This is a genomic window from Luteibacter sp. ME-Dv--P-043b (genome assembly GCF_030209605.1).
Classification (GTDB): Bacteria; Pseudomonadota; Gammaproteobacteria; order Xanthomonadales; family Rhodanobacteraceae; genus Luteibacter.
In genome coordinates, this window is record NZ_JARVRT010000016.1 from 176,385 (window position 1) to 199,566 (window position 23,182).

Below are 23,182 nucleotides of genomic sequence, written 5' to 3' on the forward strand. Positions count from 1 at the left end.
CCATGCGCCTGCCATCCATCCTCGTCCTCGCCCTCGCGTTCCCGGCGGCGGCCCTTGCCGCCGATCCGCACTCCTATGCCCAGCCCGATACGGTCCGGGTCACCCACCTCGACCTCGACCTGACGCTGGACTTCGGCAAGCGCGAACTGGCCGGCCAAGCCACGTTGAAGCTCGACTGGAAGGCACCCGGGGCCAGCGACCTCGTGCTGGATACGCGCGACCTGACGATCGTCCGCGTGGAAGCCCTCGGCGCCGGCGGCAAGGCATCGGCGTTGAAGTTCGCCCTGGCGCCCCGCGACAAGGAACTCGGCGCGAAGCTGACGATCCAGGCCCCCACGCATCCGGGCAGCGTGCGCATCGTCTACGTCACCGCACCGGAAGCCTCCGGGCTGCAGTGGCTGACGCCGGCACAGACGGCGGACAAGAAACAGCCTTTCATGTTCTCGCAATCGGAGTCGATCCACGCCCGTTCGTGGGTACCGCTGCAGGATTCCCCCGCGATCCGCTTTACCTACGACGCGCATATCCACGCGCCGAAGGATGTCCGCGTGGTAATGAGCGCCATCAACGACGCGAAGCATCCGCTGGATGGCGACTTCACCTTCGACCAGCCGCATCCCATTCCGTCGTACCTGCTGGCGATCGCCGCCGGTGACCTGGCGGTCAAGGAAACCGGGCCGCGCAGCGCCGTCTATGCCGAGCCCAGCGTGGTCGGCAAGGCCGCGCACGAGTTCGAGGACACCGAAAAGCTCATCGCCACCACCGAGCAGCTGTACGGCCCGTACGCATGGGGACGCTACGACATCCTCGTACTACCGCCGTCGTTCCCGTTCGGCGGCATGGAAAACCCGAACATGACCTTCGCCACGCCGACCGTGCTGGTCGGCGACAAGAGCCTGGTCTCGCTGGTCTCGCACGAGCTGGCCCACTCATGGTCGGGCAACCTGGTCACCAGCGCCGCGTGGCGCGATATCTGGCTCAACGAGGGCTTTACCACCTATGTCCAGGGCCGCATCACCGAAGCGGTGTACGGCAAGGCGCTGGCGGACGAGGAAGCCTTGTTGTCCGCGCGCGAGTTGCAGAAGACGATCGGCCAGATGCCTGCCAACACGCAGAAGCTGACGCCGGACGCGCGTGGCGTGGGCGCGGACGATTCACTGTCCTCCGTGGCATACGACAAGGGCTCGTGGTTCCTGCGCACGTTGGAGCAACGGTTCGGCCGCGACACGTTCGATGCGTACCTGAAGGGCTATTTCGCCCATTTCGCCTTCCAGAGTATCGATACGGACACGATGTTCGCCTACCTCAAGGCGAACCTTCTCGATAAATACCCCGGCAAGATGAGCGAGGCCGAGGCCCGTGCATGGATATGGCAGCCGGGCATCCCGAAGGATGCGCCGCTGCCCGCCTCGCCGCGCTTCGACAGCATCGACGCGCAGCGCACCGCATTCCTTGCCGGCACCCTCGCCGCCGACAGGCTCGATGCGAAGGGCTGGAACACCCAGGAGTGGATGTATTTCCTCGACCGCCTCCCCGACGTGCCGCCGCTGGCGAGCATGAAGGCGCTGGATGCTGCCTGGCACCTTACCGGCACGCCGAACGCCGAGATCGGCATGCGCTGGTACGCGCACGCCATCGCCGCCGGCGACAAGGACGTCTGGACCGCCGCAGCCGAGCACATGACACGCATCGGCCGGCTCTACCTGACCACACCGGTGTACCGCGCCTTCGCCCGCACCCCGGAAGGCCTGGCCTATGCCAAGGCCACGTACGCCAAGGCGAAGAGCGGCTATCACCCGATGACCCAGCAGGCGGTGGAACGTATCCTCGCCGGCACATCGAAGAAGTAAGCCCCCAGGCTTGCATACCGTCACGACGCCCCGCATCTTGCGGGGCGTCCTTTGTTCAGGCTCCCGATCCCATGGCCAAGACCCCGCTCCCCGCCCCGACATCCAGCCGGCCGCTCTGGCAGCGCCTGCTGATCCGCCGGCTCAAGTTCCTCGTCGTCGTGGCCCTGGTACTGGGCGTCGGCGCCGGCGGTGTCTATCTGTTCGCACCCTCGCTGCTGCTGAAGGCCGACGCGGCCCGCCTGGCGATGGCTGCGCACATGGAAAAGAAGCAGGTGGTCGCGGGCGACACCACCTGGTCGTACTACGAGGGCGGCACCGGCCCCACCATCGTCCTGCTGCACGGTTTCGCGGCCAACAAGGAGACCTGGCTGGAGATGGCCAAGGGCCTGACCGATCACTTCCACGTGGTGGCGCCCGACCTCCCCGGCTGGGGCGAGTCGTCGCGCAACGATGGAGGCGACTACGGTGTCCCCGCCCAGGCGGCGCGTCTTCAGGCATTCGCCGCCGCCACGGGCCTCGGGCACTTCCTGCTGGTCGGCCATTCGATGGGTGGCGCCATTGCCGGCGTGTACGCGAGCGAACACCCCGACCAGGTGGCCAGCCTGGTCCTGATGAGTTCGCTGGGGCTCACCTTCAAGGACAACGATTTCGTGCGCGACGTCAAGGCGGGGAAGGACCCCTTCATCTTCCACGACCGTGCCGACCTAGAGGCGCTGCTCGCGCGGATATTCCTCAACCCGCCGCACATCCCCGGCCGGGTCGAGGACGCGCTGCTGGCGCGCAACGAAAAGGATCGCGCCTTCATCGAGCGCACCTTCGCCCGCCTGAGCGAGCCTGCGCAGGCCTACTCGCTCGATCCCGTTATCGGCAGCCTGTCCATGCCGGTGCTCGGCGTCTGGTGCCGCGAGGACAAGATCATCGACGCATCCGCGCTGGACACGCTGCGCGGCGGACTGAAAAGCTCCCCGTCCATCGGTGCCACCGTCATGAACGGTTGCAACCACATGCCGATGCTCGAGAAACCCGACGAAACGGCGCGCATCCTCACGGGGTTCGCCCTGGCTCACTGAAGACGGGCACGGGGTCCGTGACACCCTGCCGATGGCTGCGTCATTGCGCCTTTGTGCAGCGGTCTTTCACCGACAGACGATGAGGTCACCCCATCCGTAACCTGCGGATTCCTTTCCCACAAGGTTTCCGCATGGATGCGATGCCCCCTTCCGCGCCGCCCGCCGAGGTACGCGAGACCCACCATGAGGCGATCGACACCGCCCAGAGGCTGATCGCCGCAGAGCGCTGGCTTATCGAGCAGCAGACGGCGATGCCCGCCCTCCCCGAAACGTTCTCCGCCGAAACGCTCAGCGCCTTCGTGGCCGATGTCGGGGCCTTCTGGGAGGGCGGGATCGAAGCTACGGCCGGCACGCGATCGCGGCGCGGCGCCCTGGAAGACACCCTGCGCACGACCCTGTCCGACCTGGCCGTCCTGCAAGGCCTCGATCGCACGCTGGACGACGACGCCCGCGCGCTCGTCGCCGCCGCGCTGGTGCCGCATGCCGTGCCCCCGCCCTACATCGAGTGGCGCGAGGTGACGATCGGCGATGCGCCGCACGCCGGTTCACTGCTGGTCGTGGACACGCGCCCGGGAGGCATCGTCATGGCCTTCACCGCGACGCGCGGATGGGATCGGTATGCCGACCTCGCGCAGGCACATGCCGCCATGGAGAAGCAGGTGCGGGCCGTCCTGGCCGCGCGGGTCGATCTCCCCGGCCTGGCGCGTGCCAGGGTCAACGTCCATGCCACGGAGGCATGCGTCGGGTCACACCGCCTGAATGGGCCCGCCCTGGCCACCGTGGTCGATCGCGTCGTCGCCACGCAGCGCGACAAGATCGAACAGGCATGGATCGAATTCGAACTCGAGCGCGCACTGCCTGGACGGGCCCAGCGGCTGGCCGATCGCCTGCGCGATGCCGTCGACCTGGCCGACGTTGTCGATGTCGAAGCCATCCTGGGGGTGCGTGAGGCGCGCCTGCGCATCGCCCTCGAAACCGAGCGACTGCTCACCGTGCCCCCCTCGCTCGCCGCCGACTGGCGACGCTCCCGCGCGGAATACATGGACACCCTGCAAGCCATGGCGGATCGGCAGGCCCTTGCCGGGATCGACCCGCCGACGGAACTGCTTGACTACGCCATCGGGCAACTGGAGCCCGTCCTGAAGGCACTGGGCGTCACGGAGCATCCCCGAGACATCACCCTGACGCTCGACCGCTCGCTGGATCCCGCCGCGCGCCTCGCTTCGCTGACGGCGTTGATCTACGGCCCGGAGCCCTTGCATGCCTCGCTCATCGACGCGGCCTACAGCAACGTGCCTGCCATCGGTGCGGACCGGTTCAGTGCCCACGGCAAGGACGGTCACCTCATCCCGGCGTTCAGCGATCCCTACATTCGTGCCGTTCTCAACCGGCTGGACATCCACACCCATTACCAGACACAGCTGCTCGGCGAGCTGCGCGACGGGCCCCAGGCCGCACTGCGACGGCGCGGCTTTCGTGAGTCGCGCATGGCCCGGATGCGGCACGCCGCCGTCGAGGCGCGCGTGGCCAGCATGCGCCACGACTACGGCGAGGCACGCCACCTCGGGCTCACCGCCAGCGGGCGCGAACGCGTCGACGCCCTGCTCGATGCGCTTGGCCAGGGAGGGCCGTCGCCTGCCCTGGTCCGACAGGTCACGTTTCGCGACATGCCCCTGCGCGACGTGATGCAAATCGCCGAGTCACCCTACACGGGGGCACGGGGTGCGGCGTCGGCGACGCTGATCTATTACACCCCCGACGCACCGGATGGCGCGGCCTTCCGCGAATTCCGCGATCGTGACGAAGCCGATCGCCTGTTCTTCCGTCATGCCGCGTTCCGTGACTACCTGCTCGACCGGCTTCCCGCGGCGCACGACACCATGCCGGGTGAGGAACGCCTTCGCCTGAATGCGAATCGCAGCCTTGCCTGGATACTTGGCCAGGACACCTCGGCGGTGGAAGGCGAGGCCACGATCGCTCCCGGCGTCAAGGACATCGCGGGCGACCCGTTCGACGCGCTCTACGACACCGCGCTCGACCACGCGTTGCGCAACGTGCAATCGCTCACACGCAGCGCCCGTGATGCCAACCGCGAGTTCCTGCTCGACATGTGGCACCGCAATCCGGCTCACGTCCTTCCCGCGCAGACCCTGATCGCCACCGTTACCGCGCCATTCCGCGTTGCTCCGGCCGCCTGGCGGGCCTACGACGCGATCAAGGCAGGCGGCTACGGTGATGGCTTCGTCGACGCCACCGAAGGCTATGTCATGGCACTGGCGGCGTATTCGCTGGGCATCTCGGCGTTGCACGCGACCACGGCACCCTACGCCGTGCACTTCCGCGCGATCGGAGGCGCACTGGTCAGCCGGGCCCTGGCGCGCCCCACGCCCGGCACCCACCGGCGCTACCTGGCCAAAGGCGTCACGGCGACGGGCGTACCCGACCCCCAGGGCATGTATCGCATCGACGGCAAGCTGTTTGCGGCGATCGAAGGCAAGCTGTACGAAGCCAATTACCACGCAGCCACCCGCACCATCCGGCTCGGTGCCGCGCCCCCTGCGGGCATCGAGGCAACAGGGCCCGTGATCCGGCTGCAGGGCGAGCTTTGGCACGCCGACCGTCACGCGGGACATCGCCGCTCCGTCGGCCGCCCGGCCACGGATGCCACGCCCGCGCGCGACTTCTACAGCGAATACGTCAATCAACTCGAACAGAGCTTTCCCGATGCGATCGAACGACAGCTGGTGTCGGACCAGATGTATCGCGAAATACGTGGCCTGCCCACGCGCCGTATCGTGACCGACGGCCAGCGCGCCGGGTTCCACCAGGCGCTGATACGCGCCGAGCAATCCATCCGCGCCTCGTTCGACGTCGGCCCTTCACTACCGGGCCGCCTGCGGCAGGTCGCCGAGGCCGACCTGCCCGAGCGCCTCTGGTTCTACGACGAGAATCCACTCCAGCAAAGCGCGTTCTTCGGCGCGGCGCGGCCCGGCATGACGTGGGGGGCGATACGCAGCGAGGCGCAGGAACGGGACGTCTTCGGCGTGCGGCTGAGCGCCGTGCCGCCGCATGCGCCCATGCATACCATCGTCGACGGTAGCGGCGTACGGCTACTCGACCGCACACGCGGCTTCGCCGTCGAGATAAAGGTGCGGGACCTGCTGCAATCCCGAGCCGCCGGCCAGGACAGCCTGGACCTCCTGTCCATCGTCGGTACGCAGGGCAGGCACTATGTGCTGCGCACGTCTCCGGGACGGCCGGTCATGCTGGAAGCCGGGCAGTTCCGGCTGGTGCCGGAGCTGCCGGAGCCCGCGCCTTAATCGGCGATGTCGGCAACCAGCCGGTCGAGCTGCATCTTCAGGCCGCTGCCGTGCGCCCGAAGCCAATGCCGCTGCTCCTTCCAGTCCGGGAAGATGCTCTCGACCCATTGCCAGAAGCGCGGCGAGTGGTTGCGGACCTTCAGATGACACAACTCGTGCACCAGCACATAACGCAAGGCCACGGGCGGAGCGAGCGCCAGGGCCAGATCGAGGTTGATCCTGTCCCGCGTGTCCAGGCTGCCCCAGAGGCTTTTCAGCGGACGGATCTTCAGGGCCGTGGGGGCCGCGTTGATCATCGGAATGTAGGCCGGCAACCAGCGTGACACATCACGCCGTATCTGCGCCTCGAAGTGCGTGGCCAGCAGGCCACGCGCAATGAGGAGGGCCCGCGCGTGCGGACGCGGTATCACCAGGGTGATGCCGTCGTCGTGCTGTTCGACACGAGGATAAGGGCCCTCTGCCCAGTCCAGCGCGATGTCCTCGCCCCGGAACGGAAAGGTGGTGGGTACGCCCACCTTCAGCCTTGGCAGCGGCGTGGCATCGAGGTGGAACTCGTCCAGCTTCTGCTCGAGCCAGTCGGCGTGATGACGGAGGAAGGCCGTCATCTGCGCCATGTGCGTGCCGTGGGGATAGGTAAGGCGCGCCCCCCGGGAGGTGACGGTGAGCCGCAGGCGGCGGGCACGCGGATGCGCTGCCTTGAGCACCCGGATGGTGCCGCCGGTTGCCGTGGACAGTTCCAGCCAGTCGCTCTCTTCCGATGCCATGTGGCGAGTCTCGCTTCGATCCCGACCAACATCCCACCAAGCCATGTCAATTCCTGCGACGCGGCGCCCTCGTCACTCGGGGCGCGGCAACTTGAACCATTCTTCCAGCTTGCCGAGCAGCCTCGCATATTCGCCGGCCATCAGGGCGAAATTGGCGTCCATTTCCGCCGCGGCGGATTCGGGACTGTCTGCCTGCTCGTCGAGCACCACGTCGGTGAACTTGATCTTGCGCAGGATGAGATCCTCACCCAGCACGAACGAGATGCGATCGTCGAACACCAGCCCCAGCTGGAACACCTGCTTGCCGGTGCGCAGATGCTCGCGGATCTCTTCCGTGTCGAGATCCTGGCGGCGGCAGCGCGCAATGGCCCCCGATGCCGTGGCCGGATCGCGCAATTCGCACTCGTCGCCCAGGGCCAGGCCCGCCGGCAGCTCGCCCGTGGACACCCAGTGCGTCATGAGCAGGCGGGGCGATTCCTCCGGGGCCAGCGGCACGGCCGGGAAACTGCCCAGGGCCTCGCGGATCTGGCTGAGGGTGTTCTCGGCGGACTTGCGGCTGGAGGTGTCCATGATCAGCCAGCCGTTTTTCTTGTCCGCGAAAGCCGACATGCGCGACGTGCGCACGAACGCCCGCGGCAGCAGTTCGTTCATGACGTCGTCCTTCATCCGCTTGCGCTCACGGCCGCTGACCTTGCGACCTTCTTCCTCGGCGATCTTCTGCACGCGGTTGGCCAGCTCGTCGTTGATCACGGACGTGGGCAGCAGCTTGTCCTCCCCGGCCACGGTGACCATGACGTTGGACGCCACCGAATGCGTGAGGGCTTCTTCCCGGCGTCCCAGGGGCGAGATGAAACCGCGCGTGGACAATTCCATGGGGCCGACGGAACGCAGGCGATGCTCGGGCAGCGCCTCGTCAAGGCGCTCGAGATCGGCGGCGACGGAAGCGGAGAAACGGAACAGGGTGAGATTGCGATAGAACATGGATCGGCGATTCTCTTGCGAATGAGGGACCGCGACGGGCGCCATGCGCCCGCCGACGAAAGGAGCGGCGGAGCGGGTCAGACGACCTGGGCGATCGCCGCGGCGACGCGGTCCAGGTTGCCCTCGTTGAGCGCCGCCACGCAGATACGGCCGGTGCCGACGGCATAGATGCCGAACTCGGTGCGCAGCCGATCCACCTGGGCAGAGGAAAGCCCGGAGTAGGAAAACATGCCGCGCTGGGCTTCGATGAAACCGAAATCGCCATGCCTGGCCAGGCGCTCGACCAGGCCCCGGCGCATGGCCCGGATACGCTCGCGCATCTCGCCCAGCTCGGCTTCCCACTGCGCGCGCAGCGCGTCGTGATTGAGCACGGCCGAGACCACCGCGGCGCCGTGGGTCGGCGGATTGGAGTAGTTGGTGCGGATGACGCGCTTTACCTGGGACTGCACGCGGAGCGCTTCGTCGTGCGAGCCCGTGACGATGGACAGGGCACCCACGCGCTCACCGTACAGCGAGAACGATTTCGAGAACGAGCTGGCGACGAAGAACGCCACACCGGCCTCCGCGAACAGGCGCACGGCCAGGGCATCCGCCTCGATGCCGTCGCCGAAGCCCTGGTAGGCGATATCCAGGAACGGCACCAGGCCCTGCGCCTGCACGGTGTCGATGACGCGCGTCCAGTCGGCGGGTGTCAGGTCCACGCCCGTCGGGTTGTGGCAGCAGGCATGCAGCACCACGATGGCGCCCTTCGGCAGCGATGCGAGGCCGGCGAGCATCGCATCCACATCCACGCCGTGCGTGACGGCATCGTAGTACGGGTAATCGACCACCTCGAACCCGGCGCCTTCGAAGAGGGCGCGGTGGTTTTCCCAGCTGGGGTTGCTGATGGCCACGGGCACGGAGGGATCGAGGCGCTTGAGGAAGTCGGCGCCGACCTTCAGCGCACCGGTGCCGCCCAAGGCCTGCGCGGTGACCACGCGGCGCTCGGCGAGCAGGGGCGACGCCTCGCCGAACAACAGCTTCTGCACTGCGCTGTCGTACAGCGCGATACCGTCGATGGGCAGGTAGCCACGCGGAAGCTGGGCTTCCAGGCGGGCCTTCTCGGCCTCGCGCACCGCGCGCAGCAGCGGCACGTGGCCGTTGGCGTCGTAATAGACGCCCACGCCAAGATTGACCTTGTCGGCACGGGTATCGGCGCCGAAGGCTTCGTTGAGGCCGAGGATCGGATCGCGCGGCGCGAGTTCGACGGAAGAGAAAAGGGTCATGGTCGGCAGGCCTCGAAGCGGGAAGAGGAAAGGATCAGTCGTTGTCGTCGACGGTGTCGCCGCCGGCGAGCCAGGCGTGGGCGTCGGGTCGCGCCGCGCCTTCGCGTGCGCCAAGCGCCGCGAAGTCGAACAGGCGGCGATCCGTCAGCTGCGACGGCGCGATGTTGCCCATGGCACGGAAGATCGTCTCGCTGCGGCCGGGGTTGGATTTTTCCCACTCGGCGAGCATGCGCTTGACCACCTTGCGCTGCAGGTTCTCCTGCGAGCCGCACAGGTTGCAGGGAATGATGGGGAAAGCGCGGCTGGCCGCGTAGGCCGCGATGTCGTCTTCCTTGCAATAGGCCAGCGGACGGATGACCACATGGCGCCCGTCGTCGGACAACAGCTTGGGCGGCATGGCCTTCAGGCTGCCCTGGTAGAACATGTTCAGGAAGAACGTGCCGAGGATGTCGTCGCGATGGTGGCCCAGCGCGATCTTCGTGATGCCGTTGGCCGCGGCCCACTGGTAGAGCGCCCCGCGGCGCATGCGCGAGCACAGGCTGCACAGGGTCTTGCCCTGGGGGATGACCCGGGTGACGACGCTGTAGGTGTCTTGCTCGATGACATGGAACGGGACGCCCAGCGCGGTCAGGTAACCCGGCAGCACGTGCTCGGGGAAATCCGGCTGTTTCTGGTCCAGGTTCACCGCGATGAGGTCGAACCGCACCGGCGCCTTGGCCTGCAGTGACAGCAGCATGTCCAGCAGGGTGTAGGAATCCTTCCCACCGGAAAGGCAGACCATGATGCGGTCGCCGTCCTCTACCATGCCGAAGTCGGCGATGGCCTGGCCGACCTGGCGACGCAGGCGTTTGGCCAGTTTGCCGGCTTCGTAGCTCTGCTTGCGGGTGGCGTCGGGCGTGGCGGACATGCGTTTGGGCGGTTCGGGACGGGTCGGCTGACCATTGTAGCCGCTGCGGAGCCCCTCGCCGGCGGTTACAATCGGACTTCCCCTCCTCGCCCGGCCCAACGCCATGCAGGTCCAGGATCCTCACGAGCTCCAGCAACGCCTCGCCGAACTCAAGGTCGAGCACCGCGACCTCGACGCCGCCATCGACCACCTGGCCGCCGCGATCGGCCGTGACGAGCTCCAGCTGACCCGCCTGAAGAAGCGCAAGCTGCTGCTGAAGGACACCATTTCCCGGATCGAAAGCCGGCTCATCCCCGACCTGGACGCCTGAATGGCCGCAGTGGCGCCCATCCGGCTGGCCAACCGCCACGTGACGCTGGAGCCGCTCCAACCGGTGCATGCCGGCCCGCTGGAACGCGCGGCGGCCGATGGCGACCTCTGGAACCTGTGGTTCACCTCCGTGCCGGCGCCGGGTCGCGTGGAGGCCTACATCGCTTCGGCCCTGCGCGGGCAGGACGAAGGCCGGATGTCACCCTGGGTGGTGCGCGAGAACGCCTCCGGCGACATCGTGGGCACCACGCGCTTCTACGACATCGTCGACGATCCGCGGCGCATGGCCATCGGCTATACCTGGTACGCACGGCGCTGGCAGCGCAGCCACGTCAACACGGCCTGCAAGCACCTGCTGTTGTCCCACGCCTTCCAGGATCGGGACGCCGTGGCCGTCGAGTTCCACACCGACGCCTACAACCAGGATTCGCAGCGCGCCATCGAGAAACTGGGCGCGAAGCGCGAGGGCATCCTGCGCGCCCACAAGCGTCGGCCCGACGGCTCGCTGCGTGACACGGTGTGTTACAGCATCCTGGCTACCGAGTGGCCCGACGTCGATCAATGGCTGCAGCTGCGGTTGGATCGCCTGGCACCGCCTGCCGCCTGAGCCCTTGCGCCCAGGTGCTGCCGGTGCGACACGACCCCAGCGCAGTTGAACTACCGCGTCGCCACCGCCTCCGGGGACGAAGGGTGCACCACCAGGGTCGCGGTCATGCCGGCCGAGAGCACCACACCGGGCGGCAGGTGCGCCGTGTCGATCCGGATACGCACCGGCACGCGCTGCGCAAGCCGCACCCAGTTGAAGGTCGGGTTCACGTCGGCCAGCAGGTCGCTGCCGGTCGGGTTATCGGCATCGGTGATGCCGCGGGCGATGCTCTCAACCGAGCCCTTCAGCCGCACGCCACCGCTCATCAGGCGGATGTCGACCGGATCGCCCACACGCAGGCCGGGCAGCTTGGTCTCTTCGAAGTAGCCGTAGATCCAGTACGAGTGGCTGTCGATCAGGGCAAGGCGTGCGCTGCCGGCACTGGCGTAATCGCCGACGCGTACGTCCAGGTTGGTGACATAGCCATCCACCGGGGCGCGCACTTCCGTGCGATCGAGATTGAGTTGCGCGGAAGCCAGTTCGACCTGCGCCTGGGCCACGGCCGCCAGGGCCTGCTGCTGGGAGGCGCTGGCCTGCTTCGTACTCGCCTGGGCCTGCTGCCACCCCGCCTTGGCCGCGTTGGCGGCGGCCACCGCGTTGGCCTTGTCTTCCGCCGAGATCACGTTGTTGATCAGCTTCTGCCGGCGTTCGGACTGGGCGGCGTACATCTCGAAGTTGGAGCGGCTCTGCAACGCACCGGCCTGGGCCGCGTTGATGCTGGCGCCCGCGGCGCGTGCCGCGGCCTCGGCGGCGTTGAGGTTGGCTTCGGCCTGCGCCACAGCGTTCGCGTAACGCGCCTTGTCGACGACGAACAGCAGGTCGCCCTTCTTCACCGTCTGGTTGTCGATCACCTTGACGTCGGTGACCAGCCCCGCCACGTCCGGCGCGATGCGCACGATCTCCGCGCGCACGCGGCCGTCGCGCGTCCACGGCGAATACATGTAGTGCTTCCACAGGGCGTGCCCGATCACAGCGGCGACGAGGACGACGACGGCGGTCACGGCAAAACGGATGACGGTGGCGAGTTTCATAGGGGCTTCACTCAGAGCAGGAGCAGCGCAAAAGCGCCGAAGACACAGACGAACACGGCGAGCCGGAACAACGGTGGGTGCCAGACCAGGCGGTACAGCCCGAAGCGGCCAGCGATACTGTCGAAGAGCCAAAGCGCCAGCAGCGCGACGACGAAGAGGATGAGCAGTCCCGGTACGAGTGCATCACCGAGGGCGATTTCACGAGGCATGGGCGATCTCCTTGCTGAGCGGCATATCGGGCATGTAAGCGGCCAGGACGGATTCCCCGTCGAGCAGGGCCATGCGCACCAGGTGCAGGTGGGCCAGCAGGTGCTGCGTACCCGCGTGCTCACTGACGCCGGCAATGGCCGTGGCGACCGCGTCCCGCGCCAGCAGATAGCCGTCGGCGTCGGGCTTCTCGTAGAAACGGGCCAGGGTACGCAGCGTGTCCTGCAGGTACGGATGCAGGGCTGCCGGGACATACCGACGCGCGATGTCGTGACGCAGTTCGATCAACGCCCGTCCCGTCTCGTGCACCGCCAGGGCCCACGCGATCAGCGTGCGTGAGTCGGCACTGCCGGGCTCCGTCTGGGCGACCACCTGGCTGACCAGGTCGTGACTGACGCTCTCGAACCGGTGGCGAAGGCCGGGCAACGGGGCCTCCGCGGCGAGCGCGACCTGCCCACGCAGGCGTGTCAGCTGGCGCCGCCGCAACCAGGCGCTGCCAATCGCAGGCGGAATGACCACGAACGACACCGCCGCCGCGCCCAGCCCGACGACCTGTGCGATGGCGTCGTTGATGAAATGCGCCGGGTCGTACACCTGCACGTTCTTCAGCGTGAGGATGTAGGCAAAGCCCATGGCCCAGCCCAGGCCGTAGGATGCGAAGCGTCGGGTCATCATCAGCACCAGGCCAACGGCCAGGAACGGCGCCACGCCGACCACCAGCAGGCCGTAGCCATCCAGGCGCGTAAGGACGAAGAACTCGCAGATGAAGCCCAGCACCATGCCCGAGAGGTAGCCGAGCATGACCTGCCAGGTCACCCGCGTCGGGTTGGGTGTGGTGGCGAACAAGCCAGCGAACACCGTGGCGAGCAACATGGCACTGGAACCCAGCGGCCAGGCGCTGGCCACCCAGAACGCCCCCAGCACCAGCATGGTGAGCGTCGTGCGGAACGTTGCCAGCCCGGCGCCGAGGAAGTCGTTTCCGCGATCGAAGCGCACCCGCTCCGCGGCGCCCGCGCTCACCCGTGGCGCCTGGAGGGAGGCGGCCGTATCGACATAGTCGTAAAGCTCGTCGACGAAACGGGCCAGCAGCGACGCGCCGGTGTCGAAATCGCGAATGTCCTGCGGATCGGCCAGCGCAGCGCGTTGTGCGGGGGTAGTCGTCCGCATCGTGTCGCGCGCCGCCAACAGGCGCGGCAACAGCACGCGCGCGGCCGCGCCGGCCTCGATGGGTGCGTCGAGAGCGTCGCCGATCGGCATGTACAGGCGCATCAGCGCCTGTGCGGTCGTATCGCGGCGCGCCCGCTTGAGCCGGTTGATCAGGTGGTGCAGCGACTGGAAGCTGGTGGATGCCGCCATGAAGCGCTGGTTGAACAGGCGCAGGTGGCTGCTGCGCGCGCGGGCTTCGGCGTCTTCGAAAATGACCGAGCTGCGCAGGTCTTCCAGCGTGACCGCCGCGCGCACGAAGCGCAGGTGGGCGTTCTCCATCGTGTCGCGGGCGATCGCCCCGGCCGTGCTGTCGCGCACGAAGCCAACGAAGTGCGCGAACTGCTCGCGCGCCGCGCGCCGCAAGACGTCGCGCATGCGGCTGGGGAACACCACGTCGTTGACCACGCCGCTGACCATGAGGCCGAGCAGCACTTCACTGATACGCGCCCACGACGAATCGAAGACGCCGGGCGGATTGTCGATCACGGGAATGGCGACGATGGCCGCCGTGTAACCCGCCAGCACGAAGGCATACGACTTGAAGTTGCGATACAGCGTGGCGCCACCGGCACACACGCCGATCCACACCGACAACGACAGCAGGAACAGGTCGCGCGTCTGCGGAAAGGCGGCCACGATGACGATGGCCGCCGCGGCGCCGGTCAGCGTGCCGATCGCACGGTAGAAACTTTTGGCCAGCACCATGCCGGACTGGCGGTTGGCGACGATGATCGTCGTCAGCATCGCCGTGGACGGCGCCGGCAGGGCCAGCCGCATGGCCAGCCACCCGGTGAGGAAAAACGCGAGCAGGGTCTTGCCGACGAACAGCCAGACGTCGACTTCCTCGCGTAGTGTCTCGACCACGACCTGGCGCGTGGTGGGCGCGGCGTTTTGTAGTTCGATGGCAGACATGACGCCCCCGGTTACTCCCCGAACCCGGCCAGCATCTTCTTGAGCAGGCCTTCCAGTTGCGTCTGTTCGGTGGCATCGAGGTTACGAGTCTGGCGGTGAAGCAACGTGACGATATCGGGGAGGAACTGGGTGATCGTGTCCAGCCCGACCGGCGTCAGGGTCAGGGTGACCTTGCGGCGATCCTCGTCGCTGCCGGCGCGGGCCACGTAGCCCTTCTCGCATAACTGGGTAGTGAGCCGGGTGATGTTGGCCAGCTTCTCGCCGGCCGCCTCGGCCAGCTGCGACGGGTTCATCGCGTTGTCCGGCGAGCCGTAAAGCATCATCAGGATGTTGTATTCCGGGTGGTTCAGCCCGTAGGGCTTCATCACCGCGTTGGCTTCGTCGTGCACCTGCTTGTAGAGGTGCTTGACCAGACGGACGAGCACAGCCGGCTGGCGCGGGAACCCCGGGTATTTACGCAGAGTGACGTCGAGGCGTGCTTCGGTGCGGGCGAAATCGCTCATGGGGAGGTCCGTGGCCGGGATACCTCACAAGTATATAGTTCATTTGTGTATTATCAATAGTTGAACTTAGTCCGATCGGGGGGGGGGGAATTGCTGTCGCCTCCTCCTTAAGAAGACCGTCGGCACCTTTATCTGGCCATCACGCCGTTACCCGGCAAACCCGCCAAATTAGCCTTTACTAGACCATCAGCCGGCGCGGACACGTTCCCCCGACTCCTCAAGCGCGACTGGTTTGCCGGCTCGCTGATCAATGTCATCCGAGACCCAGGAAGCGATGGTTGTATGCCACCAGCACGGGATTAAGGCCGACTACCGGCTCGTCGCCCCCGCGAGGTCAACGAGGTCTAGGAGGAGGTCGTCGTCAAGAGGGCACGCTATCGCTACGTGATCGACTTGAAGGCCTGACAAGCCCAGTCCGGCCGCATGCCCTATGGCCCGTCTTTTGTCATAGCGGGCCGGCACTATTCTCCCTCCTTCGATTGGCCGCGCCGATGTCGTCGCTCTATCATGCCTCGACCTAACCAGCATTGAGGCAGGTCGCATGGCACCAGAAAGGACATGGTTCGAGATGGCAGATATCCGCCGTCGACGCCTGGCGAATGCCGTGTGGATTCCGCTGCGCCAGTCCGAGACACTCTCATCGGTCGGCGAAGAACCCCTACCCGGATACGCCGAAGACCTGCTGTGCATCGGAACTATCGCCTTTCCCGCGGATAACCGCGGTGTTGGAAACCGCCTCGGATGGAGCGACCTTGGCCACCCCACCGCGGCGCCGTATGCCTTCCGCGAAGGCGGCTACAAGCGTGCGGAGATCTACCAATACAACGACCGTGAGGATGCGGGATTCCACCTGATACTCACCCACGACAACGTGGGCGACGCACCCGGGCAGTGGCTGGTCGACCAGGACCTGATCATGGCGCTGGGGTTGATCAAGGAGGGGCATTCGTGGATCCGACCAAGCGAGGGCTACGTGGAGGTCATTCGGGAACGCCTTGATGCTGACGGGGCCTGCCACGCCATCGAGATCAAAAACGAATTTCTCCGCGATTACCTTGCCGCCCGCGGCCTTGCCTTGCGTATTGGCATGTACCGGCGGCACATGGCCATCGTCGACCGCACTTCGACCCTGCCCAATTGGCAACAGGAGCCAGTCCAGCTCACCGGAGACGATGAACGCTTCGAGATTCGGGTCTTCGAGGTCGACGAGCACGGCGGACTACCTGGACGCGTGGCGGTGATGCGCGTATGGCGCACAGACGGCGATGTCGAGGAAGATGTGCCGGTGTTTGGGCACGAGACCAACGAGAACACGGCGGCGGCATCCGGGGAATACGAGCGCGAAGGCGCGCGGCGTTACCGCGTGGAAGGCGAGCTGTGGCGCGAAGAATGGCTTGAGCCCGCTCAGCGAAGCGAGCGCGTCCGTGGCGACGATCCGGCTCAACCCATTCACTACATCGTCGAGCCGGACGGCTCAACGTTGCCCGATACCGACCTCAACGACGAGGACATCGGCCGCTGGCTGTGGTTCCGACCCGACGTGATACCGGCGCTGTTGAAATACCGAGACGCGCAACTTAGTTGGTACACCGGTGATACGGGCGGCATCCGCTGTGCTTACGGTGTGCCGACGCATTTTGGCGTGAACTCGCGCGGGCTGATTTGTGTGTACGCCTACGACGTGGCTCACCTGCCGCCGTGGCAACAGCGGATCTGGATTGGGCATAACGTCACGCCTGAAGGGGGCGTTTCCGAGGAGCTCTTCGCCGCGCAATGGCGCGCTCAACCGGCCGGCACGTCTGCACCCGAGGCGCGTTTCGTGTCGGCGTGGCATCGCGTGAACGAGTTCGTTACAGCCTGGTGTGGCGCGCCACTCTTTCGCGCTCACGAGGCCAACGAATCTATCTTTCGTACCATTCACCGCTTCCGCGTAACCGATCGTGACTCGTTGCTGAGCCTAGCCAAGGACATCGCCCGACTGACCGCCGATGGCATCGATATCGGGTCATTACGCTCTGTAATCACACCGCCGAGCGGGACCACATGGCGCACCTTGGCGCACCTTGAGCAGGCGCTGGCGACCGTCACGGATGCTGCGCAGGCGCGCTCGACGTTGACAGCACTAGTCGGCGTCTATGAGTTGCGCCTGGGGGACGCGCACTTGCCCTCCGGGAAGTTGCACGAGGCCTACGTACTGGCAGGCGTCGACAGTGAGGCTGGTCCGCTTGAACAGGCAAGGCAGCTCATTGACGGGGCCGCCACATCGCTTGAGCGAATCGTCGCGCTTGTCAACGACCACGTGGCAGGTGGCGCGGAGTAACGGGTAAAACATCGTGTGACGGACGGGGGCGCGATCCTCAGCGCCGCAGCGAGCCCGTACAGATCGGCAAGGGGAATTCGATCAGAGACGACCGGTTGAGTACGCGTGCGCACACGCCGCGCGCGTTCGCCGCCAGGTAGGCATGTCCATGGGCCGAGTTAAGCGAGCGCCACAGCTGAGCCATAGCCGCTGCAGGTCCGCGCACCACGTATAGGCAGTCACTGATCACTGACTCACCGGCGCCGACGCGCGCGAAGCGCTCTTCCAGATGCCGCCCGACACGGGTCAGGACAATGTCACCGGCCCTGGCCCGCGGAGCGTCGCCATATATACGGCGGATACCAGCGCGTGACAGCAGCAGATCACGATTCTGCCCGGCGCCGGGGATATCGGTGGAATGCAGGATCGGCAATCCCGCATGGCGGGCCTCGGTTGCGTTCCAGCGACCACGAATGATCTCTACGCCAGCGAACTCACCCAGCGCTCGAACGGCAGGGCCGCCAGCCGATCGCTGCCAGGCGTAGAACCGATGATCCATGCGGCACGCCGCTTCATCGGCCGAGACGTACAGCGGCTCGCTGAGCGAGGCGTACTGGTCAGCGCTGTATAGGGGAATCCGATCGGGAGAGGATCCGCCCTTCTCCAGGGTGAGGATAAAAGTCTTGGCGTCTGTACCGGGGAACGCGCGTGACGGCAACTCGATGACACTGTGGAGCGCGTGCGATGCCAGCAGCGCCTCGCGCAAAGGCCTGCTACGTTCGCCGGTCACCGTACCGTCGGGCACGATGATGCCCATTTGGCCCCCGTGCCGAAGCAAGCGCAGATTGTGTGCAAGGAAGACTAAGTCTACCGGCATGCCGCCCTCGCGCGGCAGGGCGGCATGCAGGCCAACCTTCTTCAGCAGGGACCTGTACGGATCAGCCAGCTCCGCCACCTGATAGGGCGGATTGCATACCGCCGCGTCGAATTCGATGAGGTCCAGCCGACGACTGCGTGCGAAAGTCGGCGACAGCACGTTCATCACAAGGTGCTTGTGACCGCCAATCGCCTGGTCGGCCACGCGAAGAGTGTGGTCGATATCGACCGACGTCAGGCGTGCCGCTTGCCAGCGACGCCGGGCGGCTGCCAGCAACGAGCCTTCGCCCGCGCCGAGCTCGACGACGTGACCGGCCTCGGCAAGCGTCATCTGCCCCACCAGCAAGTCGCCGATCTCCGGCCGGGTGAAGTATTGTTCCAAGGCACGGGAACGAGTGCGCGTGGGGGTGTTGCTCGGATTCAACATATGGATCTCCCTGCCAGCATGGTAACCACATCCAGCGCCCATCCAAAAGAGCGCAACCCCTTACCCTTCATTGTGACCTCAACTTGCCACCGCGGGCATCTCTCGCCCGGGCCCGCTCTTCACTCATGAGCTGATCGGCCAGCGCGACGATCACCGGTGCGGGCGTCATCGACGGCTCGACGCGCTCGCCAATGCTTCAGGTGCATCGCCATCGCCATCGCCATCGCCAGCGCCTTAGGGTTGTGCTGCGCCAACCAACAGAAGGAGGTCCCGAGGAAGCGTTGGCCTGCAGCGGACGGATAATGCCCATGCTGGCCAGCAACACCTCGTTGTCTGACGACAGCGCGTCGCATAACGCCGTCGCAGTCACCTCGTCAAGCCTACATTGCGCACTTGGCGCCGACCACCAACAACGCAATCGGCCACCTTCACGCCGGCAGGCAATAAAAGCGTGCTCGGCCAGCGGCCGTGACTGACGCCACTGATCGAAGGCGCCGGAGAGGGAGTCGGCATGCACCGAACCTGCCTTACGTACGTCATTATGCATACTCACATATAGCACCATTGTCTAGGTCCGCGGTCGTGGGAATCTCGACCGCGGCGACCGGAGCCTTACGTGTCGCGCTTGTTGATCAAGTAGCGGTGGACGGCGCCAACACCGCTGGTCTGCTTTCGCGCCCGAATGGGAAAGTCGTATTTCAAACGCACGTCGTCGCGACAACAAGCGAACAGGGCAACGCCGATGGAGCTGGGCTTGGACCCCAGAGGGGCAACCAGCAAGCGCTCATTCCGACCGGCGTCGATAGCACGCTCCGCATCGTTCAGCTGCTCAAACGTCGCCTTGGGGTTGTTCGCACCGGCGAAGGCAACCTCCCGAGATCGGTTCTGATTAATCAAGCGTGCATGGGGCAACAGCGCGTGCATTTCCCACGTAGTCCGATACGGGGGCACGCCAAAGATCAGCGTGGTGTGCTTGATAAAATTGCCATCATCGTCCTGGAGGATGCGGTCCAGCCGATCAGCCTCAAAGCCTAGGCACGCCACTAGGCGACCCGGCTCATCGGGCCGAAGTTCTGGCGCAAAACCCGGCACCGGCTTCAGTCCGACGAAGCTATCAGCAAAGGAGAAGGACAGATCCATGCTGATGTCGTTACTCGCTGGGTGATAATGCTCCGGCTCGGCATAAAGGTAACCCAGCTCACGTGGTGTGTCGCAATGCAGGAACGCGCGGGTGAGGATCAGGATCTCCACAGCGTCCAAGGACGTCGCGTCCAGAAGGATCTTGCTGCCGGGATACGCTTGACGGATCTCGTGCAGATCGGCCACGCGGAACACCGCGTCGCCCACCGTGATCCGAAAACCCTGCGGGTCATAGCTGACTGCTGCCGCCTGTGCTGCGCTGGCGAGAGCAACCTTGAGCGAATGATCACCGCGATCGTCGATGGCCAGCCCATGGAAGACGATATCGAAGCGCTCGGGAGTCTGGACCGCACCCGGTGCCAGCTGCCGCATATCCGTGAAGCGGATCACCCGAACAACCCTTGGTTCACGTCCTCAGGACTGGCGGAAAGGTCCCACTTGGTCAGGAAGCTTCGCAGCAGCGCCTCGAAGTGATTGTCACTGCCCGAGAAGATCACGTTGACCTCCGAGGCCTTCAACGTGATCTTCTTGCGCTTGCGATAGCTGATGCCGAAATAGGCACTGAAGATAGGGTTGGGAATGTAGTCGTGCTGGGCCAGCGATGCATCGCTCTTGTTCTTCGTGTCCTTCTCTTCGTAGAGAACGGACCAAATGAGCGCCTCTCGCAACAAGCTGCGCGTCGACTCGGTCAAACCCTCCTTATCCGACTCGTCGATGGAGAAGTGGTTGATCTCCGGTTCGCTGAGCGAAGCGCGACGGTGCGCAGTCTGAAACAACCGACCCAGACGTTTGATCAGCGCCTGAAGCTCGCGACCACGTAGGCCCAGGTTGGGAATATCCTTCAGCAGCAGCGCACTGGTGTCCTTCGCCGCAAAGGCCTGAACCTCCCACGGCACGCACTGCAGGTCGGTCGACGAACCCGCCTCCACCGACGAGGTCACGTCGCGCAGAGCGCTGTGGCAGAACTCGAGGAAGAAGCGGAGATTCGGGGCCGACATCTGGCAATACCGGTCAAAGCCCGCGTAGAGAGGGTTGGGTCGGTTCGGTAAGCCGTCGTACAGGTAGAATAAAGCGCCGTGCAAATTGTTACTTTCCCAATCGTTGAAAGGGTTCGACGAGCTGCTGCGCCCCTGGAAATCATCCAAGGCATTAAGCACCACCTCCGGACCTGGCTTATCGCGATTAAGCACGAAGGCCGCGACGATGCTAGCTACCGGTTTGTCTACGTACTGGAACTGATTAGCCGACAAAGCCGTGACCCGATGCTTCTGCAGGCCCTTTGCCGCGACGTCCGTGAGGCGTCGCCGAAGCGGCGCGTCATCGAACACGCCCCTGGCAATCTCGCCCGAGGTTCGGCCCGGTAGCAGCCGCCCCGCCGCAGCCCGAATAGCACGCGTGTAATTGTCCCCAATGCGCTCATTCACCCGAGACGGTACATGCAACCGGCCAACTTCGAATTCCGGACAACCAACGTCGACGTGCTGCTTGGAAAGCTTCATCAACAGCAGTTCGGCCGCAAGCAGCTTGAACGTCTTGTCGGTCTTGCCAACCAGCTTTTCCAGGTCGATCGACCGTATATCGTGCGTCTCGACGATCTGCTCGCCACCGCTGGTGATGAACTGGTCGACGGAATCCTTGCGCATGGCGAGATTGAACGAGTAGCGCGGCCTGGGGTGTTTGACCAGGTCACAGACCAGACGACGCTGGTTGTCCTTGAGATTCTCGAATTCGTCAACGAATACGCGGAAGAACAACCTCTCAAGTCGCGGATCCGCCGAGGCAATATCATCGGCGATCTCGCTTAGGAGGTCATCGACGCGCAAGAACGTCGGCGCGTCCGACCCCGGGTTCTGGACCCACTGGCTCAGCTGAAACCGGCGTCTCTTGGCGAACTCGCGAAGATCCGCGTAATGGCCCCCTTTATGTGATAGCAGGATCTCGGCCGAGTCGGGCAGCGGACGGGCACGCAGGTCGATGGATCCACCTAGCAGCGGCGCTCTCGCCAGGGTGTTGATGAAGAGAGCCACTTCTTCGAGCACCACGACAGCAATGTAATGCAGGAAGGCACGATAGGCATGCTGCTCTCCGAGCCACTCCGGCTTCATGAGATCGCAGAAACCCGTGTCCGTGCGCCAGTATAGGCCAATACCCTGACCGAATATGTCGAATGACACTTCGGCCTGCTTTTCACTCAACTGGGTGCAATGTGAGAAGTAGCGCAAGAAGATGGTTTTGCCGCAACCTCGACCGCCGATCACACGAACCGACTTGCGGTCACGATGAAGCGTGAGCTGGCCGAAGTTGTGCGGCACGATGAACTCATGCGTCACGTCTGCGTCGAGCTGCTCTGCACGGTTGTTGACGAACTCGTCGACGATATTTTCGAGTTTCATGACATAGCCCTTAGCGTGGCATCAGCGGCTGCCAACGGCCAGTAGAATTCCAATACGCGCGAAGCGAGTTATTAGGCGTGCGTCCCGGAAGTAGCACGCTCAGCTCCATCGAGTACTTACCTTCCTTTGGCACATCCTTGTCGCTCATTATCTGCCGGTACAGCGCACGCACGTCCTCAGCGGCGTTGACCTTATCCCGCACCCACAACCCGGAGTTATCGACCGTCTCGTTGAAGAAGCCTGCGCTCGCATGCAAGGACTCCACCGGCCTGATCTCTACCCTAGGAAACTTCTCGCGCACCTTGCCGATTCCCTTGGCCGTCGCCAACAGCGGGATGTAAACGCACTGCATCTGCGGAGGAAGCTCATTGAGCTGGTACTTCTTTGCAAAGCCCGCAAACTGGCGGCCGGTGCCCAACAGGTCATCGACGAAAATCAAAAGTCCGGCGAAGGGCTGCCACGCCTTGGGGTCATCCGCGCGCCACAGGTAGCCGTCTCCGACCTTGGCAGCGATGGCAAAATTTCGCACAACGGAATCAGCCGAATTTCCCGGCTTGCGATCGATGCGAAGTCCATCCACCGGCATGATACGCAGTGGCAGCGCGGCCTTCCTGTCATGAAGGGCGAAAAGAAAGTCTTCGACGCAGTCGAAGTTCCACAACCCCGCTGAGCGCATAAGATCCGGCAGAACCACTTCGGCAATATGCCGGTAGCTGCTCGTGATCATCTTGTTCGTGCGGATGACCGCAGCACTTAAGAGCTGTGCAGCGAGGTACTGAGCTTCCGCTGTCTCGAAATTACGCGACCAGCGGTCCAGGTCAGTGGGACTGATGATGTCGATCACCTGGTCCACCACGAGCGAGCGAAAGCGCCCAAACACCTGGCGCGAGAGGTCTTCATGACTCGATGGAACAATAACCCCCACAGCCCTCTCCCTGAGTTCGACATCCGATGCACCGGGCTATCATCGCCGCAGCGCTCCTTGAAATCCACCTGACAATTGGCCAGCCAGCACCCATCCTGATATCGGCCAGTGACCTGCTGACTTGAACCTGATTCCCCTGCCCCTCCCGGGG

General features: G+C 65.1%; 18 protein-coding genes. 6 read left to right on the forward strand and 12 right to left on the reverse strand.

All coding sequences use genetic code 11. The features are described 5' to 3' along the window. Positions 1-2: 2 nt before the first annotated feature. The 3 genes from QRN34_RS10385 (at position 3) to QRN34_RS10395 (ending at position 6,240) form a co-directional block, all read left to right on the forward strand. Positions 3-1,850, forward strand: a complete 1,848-nt coding sequence (locus QRN34_RS10385) for a M1 family metallopeptidase (protein ID WP_285404255.1) — start codon at positions 3-5, stop codon at positions 1,848-1,850. Between the two features lie 71 nt (positions 1,851-1,921). Continuing rightward, on the forward strand, positions 1,922-2,920 hold the full coding sequence (locus QRN34_RS10390) for an alpha/beta fold hydrolase (RefSeq protein ID WP_081916328.1): 999 nt from the start codon (positions 1,922-1,924) through the stop codon (positions 2,918-2,920). A gap of 131 nt (positions 2,921-3,051) precedes the next feature. Further along, positions 3,052-6,240 carry a hypothetical protein gene (locus QRN34_RS10395; protein WP_285404258.1) on the forward strand — a complete coding sequence of 1,063 codons (3,189 nt, stop codon included), beginning with the start codon at positions 3,052-3,054 and terminating at the stop codon, positions 6,238-6,240. Here QRN34_RS10395 and QRN34_RS10400 read toward each other — a convergent pair. From QRN34_RS10400 to ttcA, 4 genes are all read right to left on the reverse strand, one after another. Then, entirely contained in the window at positions 6,237-7,004 is a 768-nt protein-coding gene (locus QRN34_RS10400) for a SprT family zinc-dependent metalloprotease (protein ID WP_285404260.1), read from the reverse strand. The two genes, QRN34_RS10395 and QRN34_RS10400, sit on opposite strands and share 4 nt — an antisense overlap. A gap of 72 nt (positions 7,005-7,076) precedes the next feature. Next, a complete protein-coding gene (locus QRN34_RS10405; RefSeq protein ID WP_285404262.1) occupies positions 7,077-7,985 on the reverse strand; it encodes a recombination-associated protein RdgC in 909 nt (302 codons plus the stop codon). Positions 7,986-8,062: 77 nt separating this feature from the next. Next, complete coding sequence (locus QRN34_RS10410; RefSeq protein WP_285404264.1) at positions 8,063-9,250, reverse strand: amino acid aminotransferase; 1,188 nt, start codon at positions 9,248-9,250, stop codon at positions 8,063-8,065. A gap of 34 nt (positions 9,251-9,284) precedes the next feature. Continuing rightward, the gene (ttcA, locus tag QRN34_RS10415; protein WP_285404266.1) at positions 9,285-10,157 is read right to left on the reverse strand and encodes a tRNA 2-thiocytidine(32) synthetase TtcA; all 873 of its coding nucleotides are present in this window, start codon (positions 10,155-10,157) and stop codon (positions 9,285-9,287) included. 103 nt (positions 10,158-10,260) lie between these two features. Here ttcA and QRN34_RS10420 point away from each other — a divergent pair, with 103 nt between their 5' ends. Further along, positions 10,261-10,467, forward strand: coding sequence for a DUF465 domain-containing protein (locus QRN34_RS10420; RefSeq protein WP_285404268.1), 207 nt, complete (start codon positions 10,261-10,263; stop codon positions 10,465-10,467). Continuing rightward, positions 10,468-11,073 carry a GNAT family N-acetyltransferase gene (locus QRN34_RS10425; RefSeq protein WP_285404270.1) on the forward strand — a complete coding sequence of 202 codons (606 nt, stop codon included), beginning with the start codon at positions 10,468-10,470 and terminating at the stop codon, positions 11,071-11,073. It abuts the gene before it with no gap. Between the two features lie 50 nt (positions 11,074-11,123). Here QRN34_RS10425 and QRN34_RS10430 read toward each other — a convergent pair whose 3' ends face one another. Genes QRN34_RS10430 through QRN34_RS10445 form a run of 4 tightly spaced genes read right to left on the reverse strand, consistent with a single transcriptional unit; the run spans position 11,124 to position 14,971 of the window. Then, complete coding sequence (locus tag QRN34_RS10430) at positions 11,124-12,143, reverse strand: HlyD family secretion protein (protein WP_285404272.1); 1,020 nt, start codon at positions 12,141-12,143, stop codon at positions 11,124-11,126. An 11-nt stretch (positions 12,144-12,154) separates the two neighbouring features. Continuing rightward, positions 12,155-12,352 (reverse strand): DUF1656 domain-containing protein, encoded by a 198-nt coding sequence (locus QRN34_RS10435; protein WP_285404274.1) that lies wholly within the window; start codon positions 12,350-12,352, stop codon positions 12,155-12,157. Next, on the reverse strand, positions 12,342-14,468 hold the full coding sequence (locus tag QRN34_RS10440) for an FUSC family protein (protein ID WP_285404276.1): 2,127 nt from the start codon (positions 14,466-14,468) through the stop codon (positions 12,342-12,344). The genes QRN34_RS10435 and QRN34_RS10440 overlap by 11 nt, the downstream gene beginning before the upstream one ends. Positions 14,469-14,479: 11 nt before the next feature. After that, entirely contained in the window at positions 14,480-14,971 is a 492-nt protein-coding gene (locus tag QRN34_RS10445; RefSeq protein WP_285404278.1) for a MarR family transcriptional regulator, read from the reverse strand. Positions 14,972-15,539: 568 nt separating this feature from the next. Here QRN34_RS10445 and QRN34_RS10450 point away from each other — a divergent pair. Next, positions 15,540-17,291 carry a hypothetical protein gene (locus QRN34_RS10450; protein ID WP_285404280.1) on the forward strand — a complete coding sequence of 584 codons (1,752 nt, stop codon included), beginning with the start codon at positions 15,540-15,542 and terminating at the stop codon, positions 17,289-17,291. Between the two features lie 37 nt (positions 17,292-17,328). Here QRN34_RS10450 and QRN34_RS10455 read toward each other — a convergent pair whose 3' ends face one another. The 4 genes from QRN34_RS10455 to QRN34_RS10470 all read right to left on the reverse strand — a co-directional run bounded on the left by QRN34_RS10455 (position 17,329) and on the right by QRN34_RS10470 (position 23,031). Further along, positions 17,329-18,573 carry an N-6 DNA methylase gene (locus tag QRN34_RS10455; RefSeq protein ID WP_285404283.1) on the reverse strand — a complete coding sequence of 415 codons (1,245 nt, stop codon included), beginning with the start codon at positions 18,571-18,573 and terminating at the stop codon, positions 17,329-17,331. A gap of 612 nt (positions 18,574-19,185) precedes the next feature. Then, positions 19,186-20,103 carry a hypothetical protein gene (locus QRN34_RS10460; RefSeq protein WP_285404284.1) on the reverse strand — a complete coding sequence of 306 codons (918 nt, stop codon included), beginning with the start codon at positions 20,101-20,103 and terminating at the stop codon, positions 19,186-19,188. Next, the gene (locus QRN34_RS10465) at positions 20,100-22,106 is read right to left on the reverse strand and encodes a hypothetical protein (RefSeq protein ID WP_285404286.1); all 2,007 of its coding nucleotides are present in this window, start codon (positions 22,104-22,106) and stop codon (positions 20,100-20,102) included. The genes QRN34_RS10460 and QRN34_RS10465 overlap by 4 nt, the downstream gene beginning before the upstream one ends. A 10-nt stretch (positions 22,107-22,116) precedes the next feature. Then, entirely contained in the window at positions 22,117-23,031 is a 915-nt protein-coding gene (locus QRN34_RS10470) for a hypothetical protein (RefSeq protein WP_285404288.1), read from the reverse strand. Between the last annotated feature and the right edge of the window lie 151 nt (positions 23,032-23,182).

What these genes read in the sequence shown, in the direction of transcription:
- QRN34_RS10385 (WP_285404255.1), top strand. Translation starts at nt 3, where the DNA reads ATGCGCCTGCCATCCATCCTCGTCCTCGCCCTCGCGTTCCCGGCGGCG.
- QRN34_RS10390 (WP_081916328.1), top strand. Translation starts at nt 1,922, where the DNA reads ATGGCCAAGACCCCGCTCCCCGCCCCGACATCCAGCCGGCCGCTCTGG.
- QRN34_RS10395 (WP_285404258.1), top strand. Translation starts at nt 3,052, where the DNA reads ATGGATGCGATGCCCCCTTCCGCGCCGCCCGCCGAGGTACGCGAGACC.
- QRN34_RS10400 (WP_285404260.1), bottom strand. Translation starts at nt 7,004, where the DNA reads ATGGCATCGGAAGAGAGCGACTGGCTGGAACTGTCCACGGCAACCGGC.
- QRN34_RS10405 (WP_285404262.1), bottom strand. Translation starts at nt 7,985, where the DNA reads ATGTTCTATCGCAATCTCACCCTGTTCCGTTTCTCCGCTTCCGTCGCC.
- QRN34_RS10410 (WP_285404264.1), bottom strand. Translation starts at nt 9,250, where the DNA reads ATGACCCTTTTCTCTTCCGTCGAACTCGCGCCGCGCGATCCGATCCTC.
- ttcA (WP_285404266.1), bottom strand. Translation starts at nt 10,157, where the DNA reads ATGTCCGCCACGCCCGACGCCACCCGCAAGCAGAGCTACGAAGCCGGC.
- QRN34_RS10420 (WP_285404268.1), top strand. Translation starts at nt 10,261, where the DNA reads ATGCAGGTCCAGGATCCTCACGAGCTCCAGCAACGCCTCGCCGAACTC.
- QRN34_RS10425 (WP_285404270.1), top strand. Translation starts at nt 10,468, where the DNA reads ATGGCCGCAGTGGCGCCCATCCGGCTGGCCAACCGCCACGTGACGCTG.
- QRN34_RS10430 (WP_285404272.1), bottom strand. Translation starts at nt 12,143, where the DNA reads ATGAAACTCGCCACCGTCATCCGTTTTGCCGTGACCGCCGTCGTCGTC.
- QRN34_RS10435 (WP_285404274.1), bottom strand. Translation starts at nt 12,352, where the DNA reads ATGCCTCGTGAAATCGCCCTCGGTGATGCACTCGTACCGGGACTGCTC.
- QRN34_RS10440 (WP_285404276.1), bottom strand. Translation starts at nt 14,468, where the DNA reads ATGTCTGCCATCGAACTACAAAACGCCGCGCCCACCACGCGCCAGGTC.
- QRN34_RS10445 (WP_285404278.1), bottom strand. Translation starts at nt 14,971, where the DNA reads ATGAGCGATTTCGCCCGCACCGAAGCACGCCTCGACGTCACTCTGCGT.
- QRN34_RS10450 (WP_285404280.1), top strand. Translation starts at nt 15,540, where the DNA reads ATGGCAGATATCCGCCGTCGACGCCTGGCGAATGCCGTGTGGATTCCG.
- QRN34_RS10455 (WP_285404283.1), bottom strand. Translation starts at nt 18,573, where the DNA reads ATGTTGAATCCGAGCAACACCCCCACGCGCACTCGTTCCCGTGCCTTG.
- QRN34_RS10465 (WP_285404286.1), bottom strand. Translation starts at nt 22,106, where the DNA reads ATGAAACTCGAAAATATCGTCGACGAGTTCGTCAACAACCGTGCAGAG.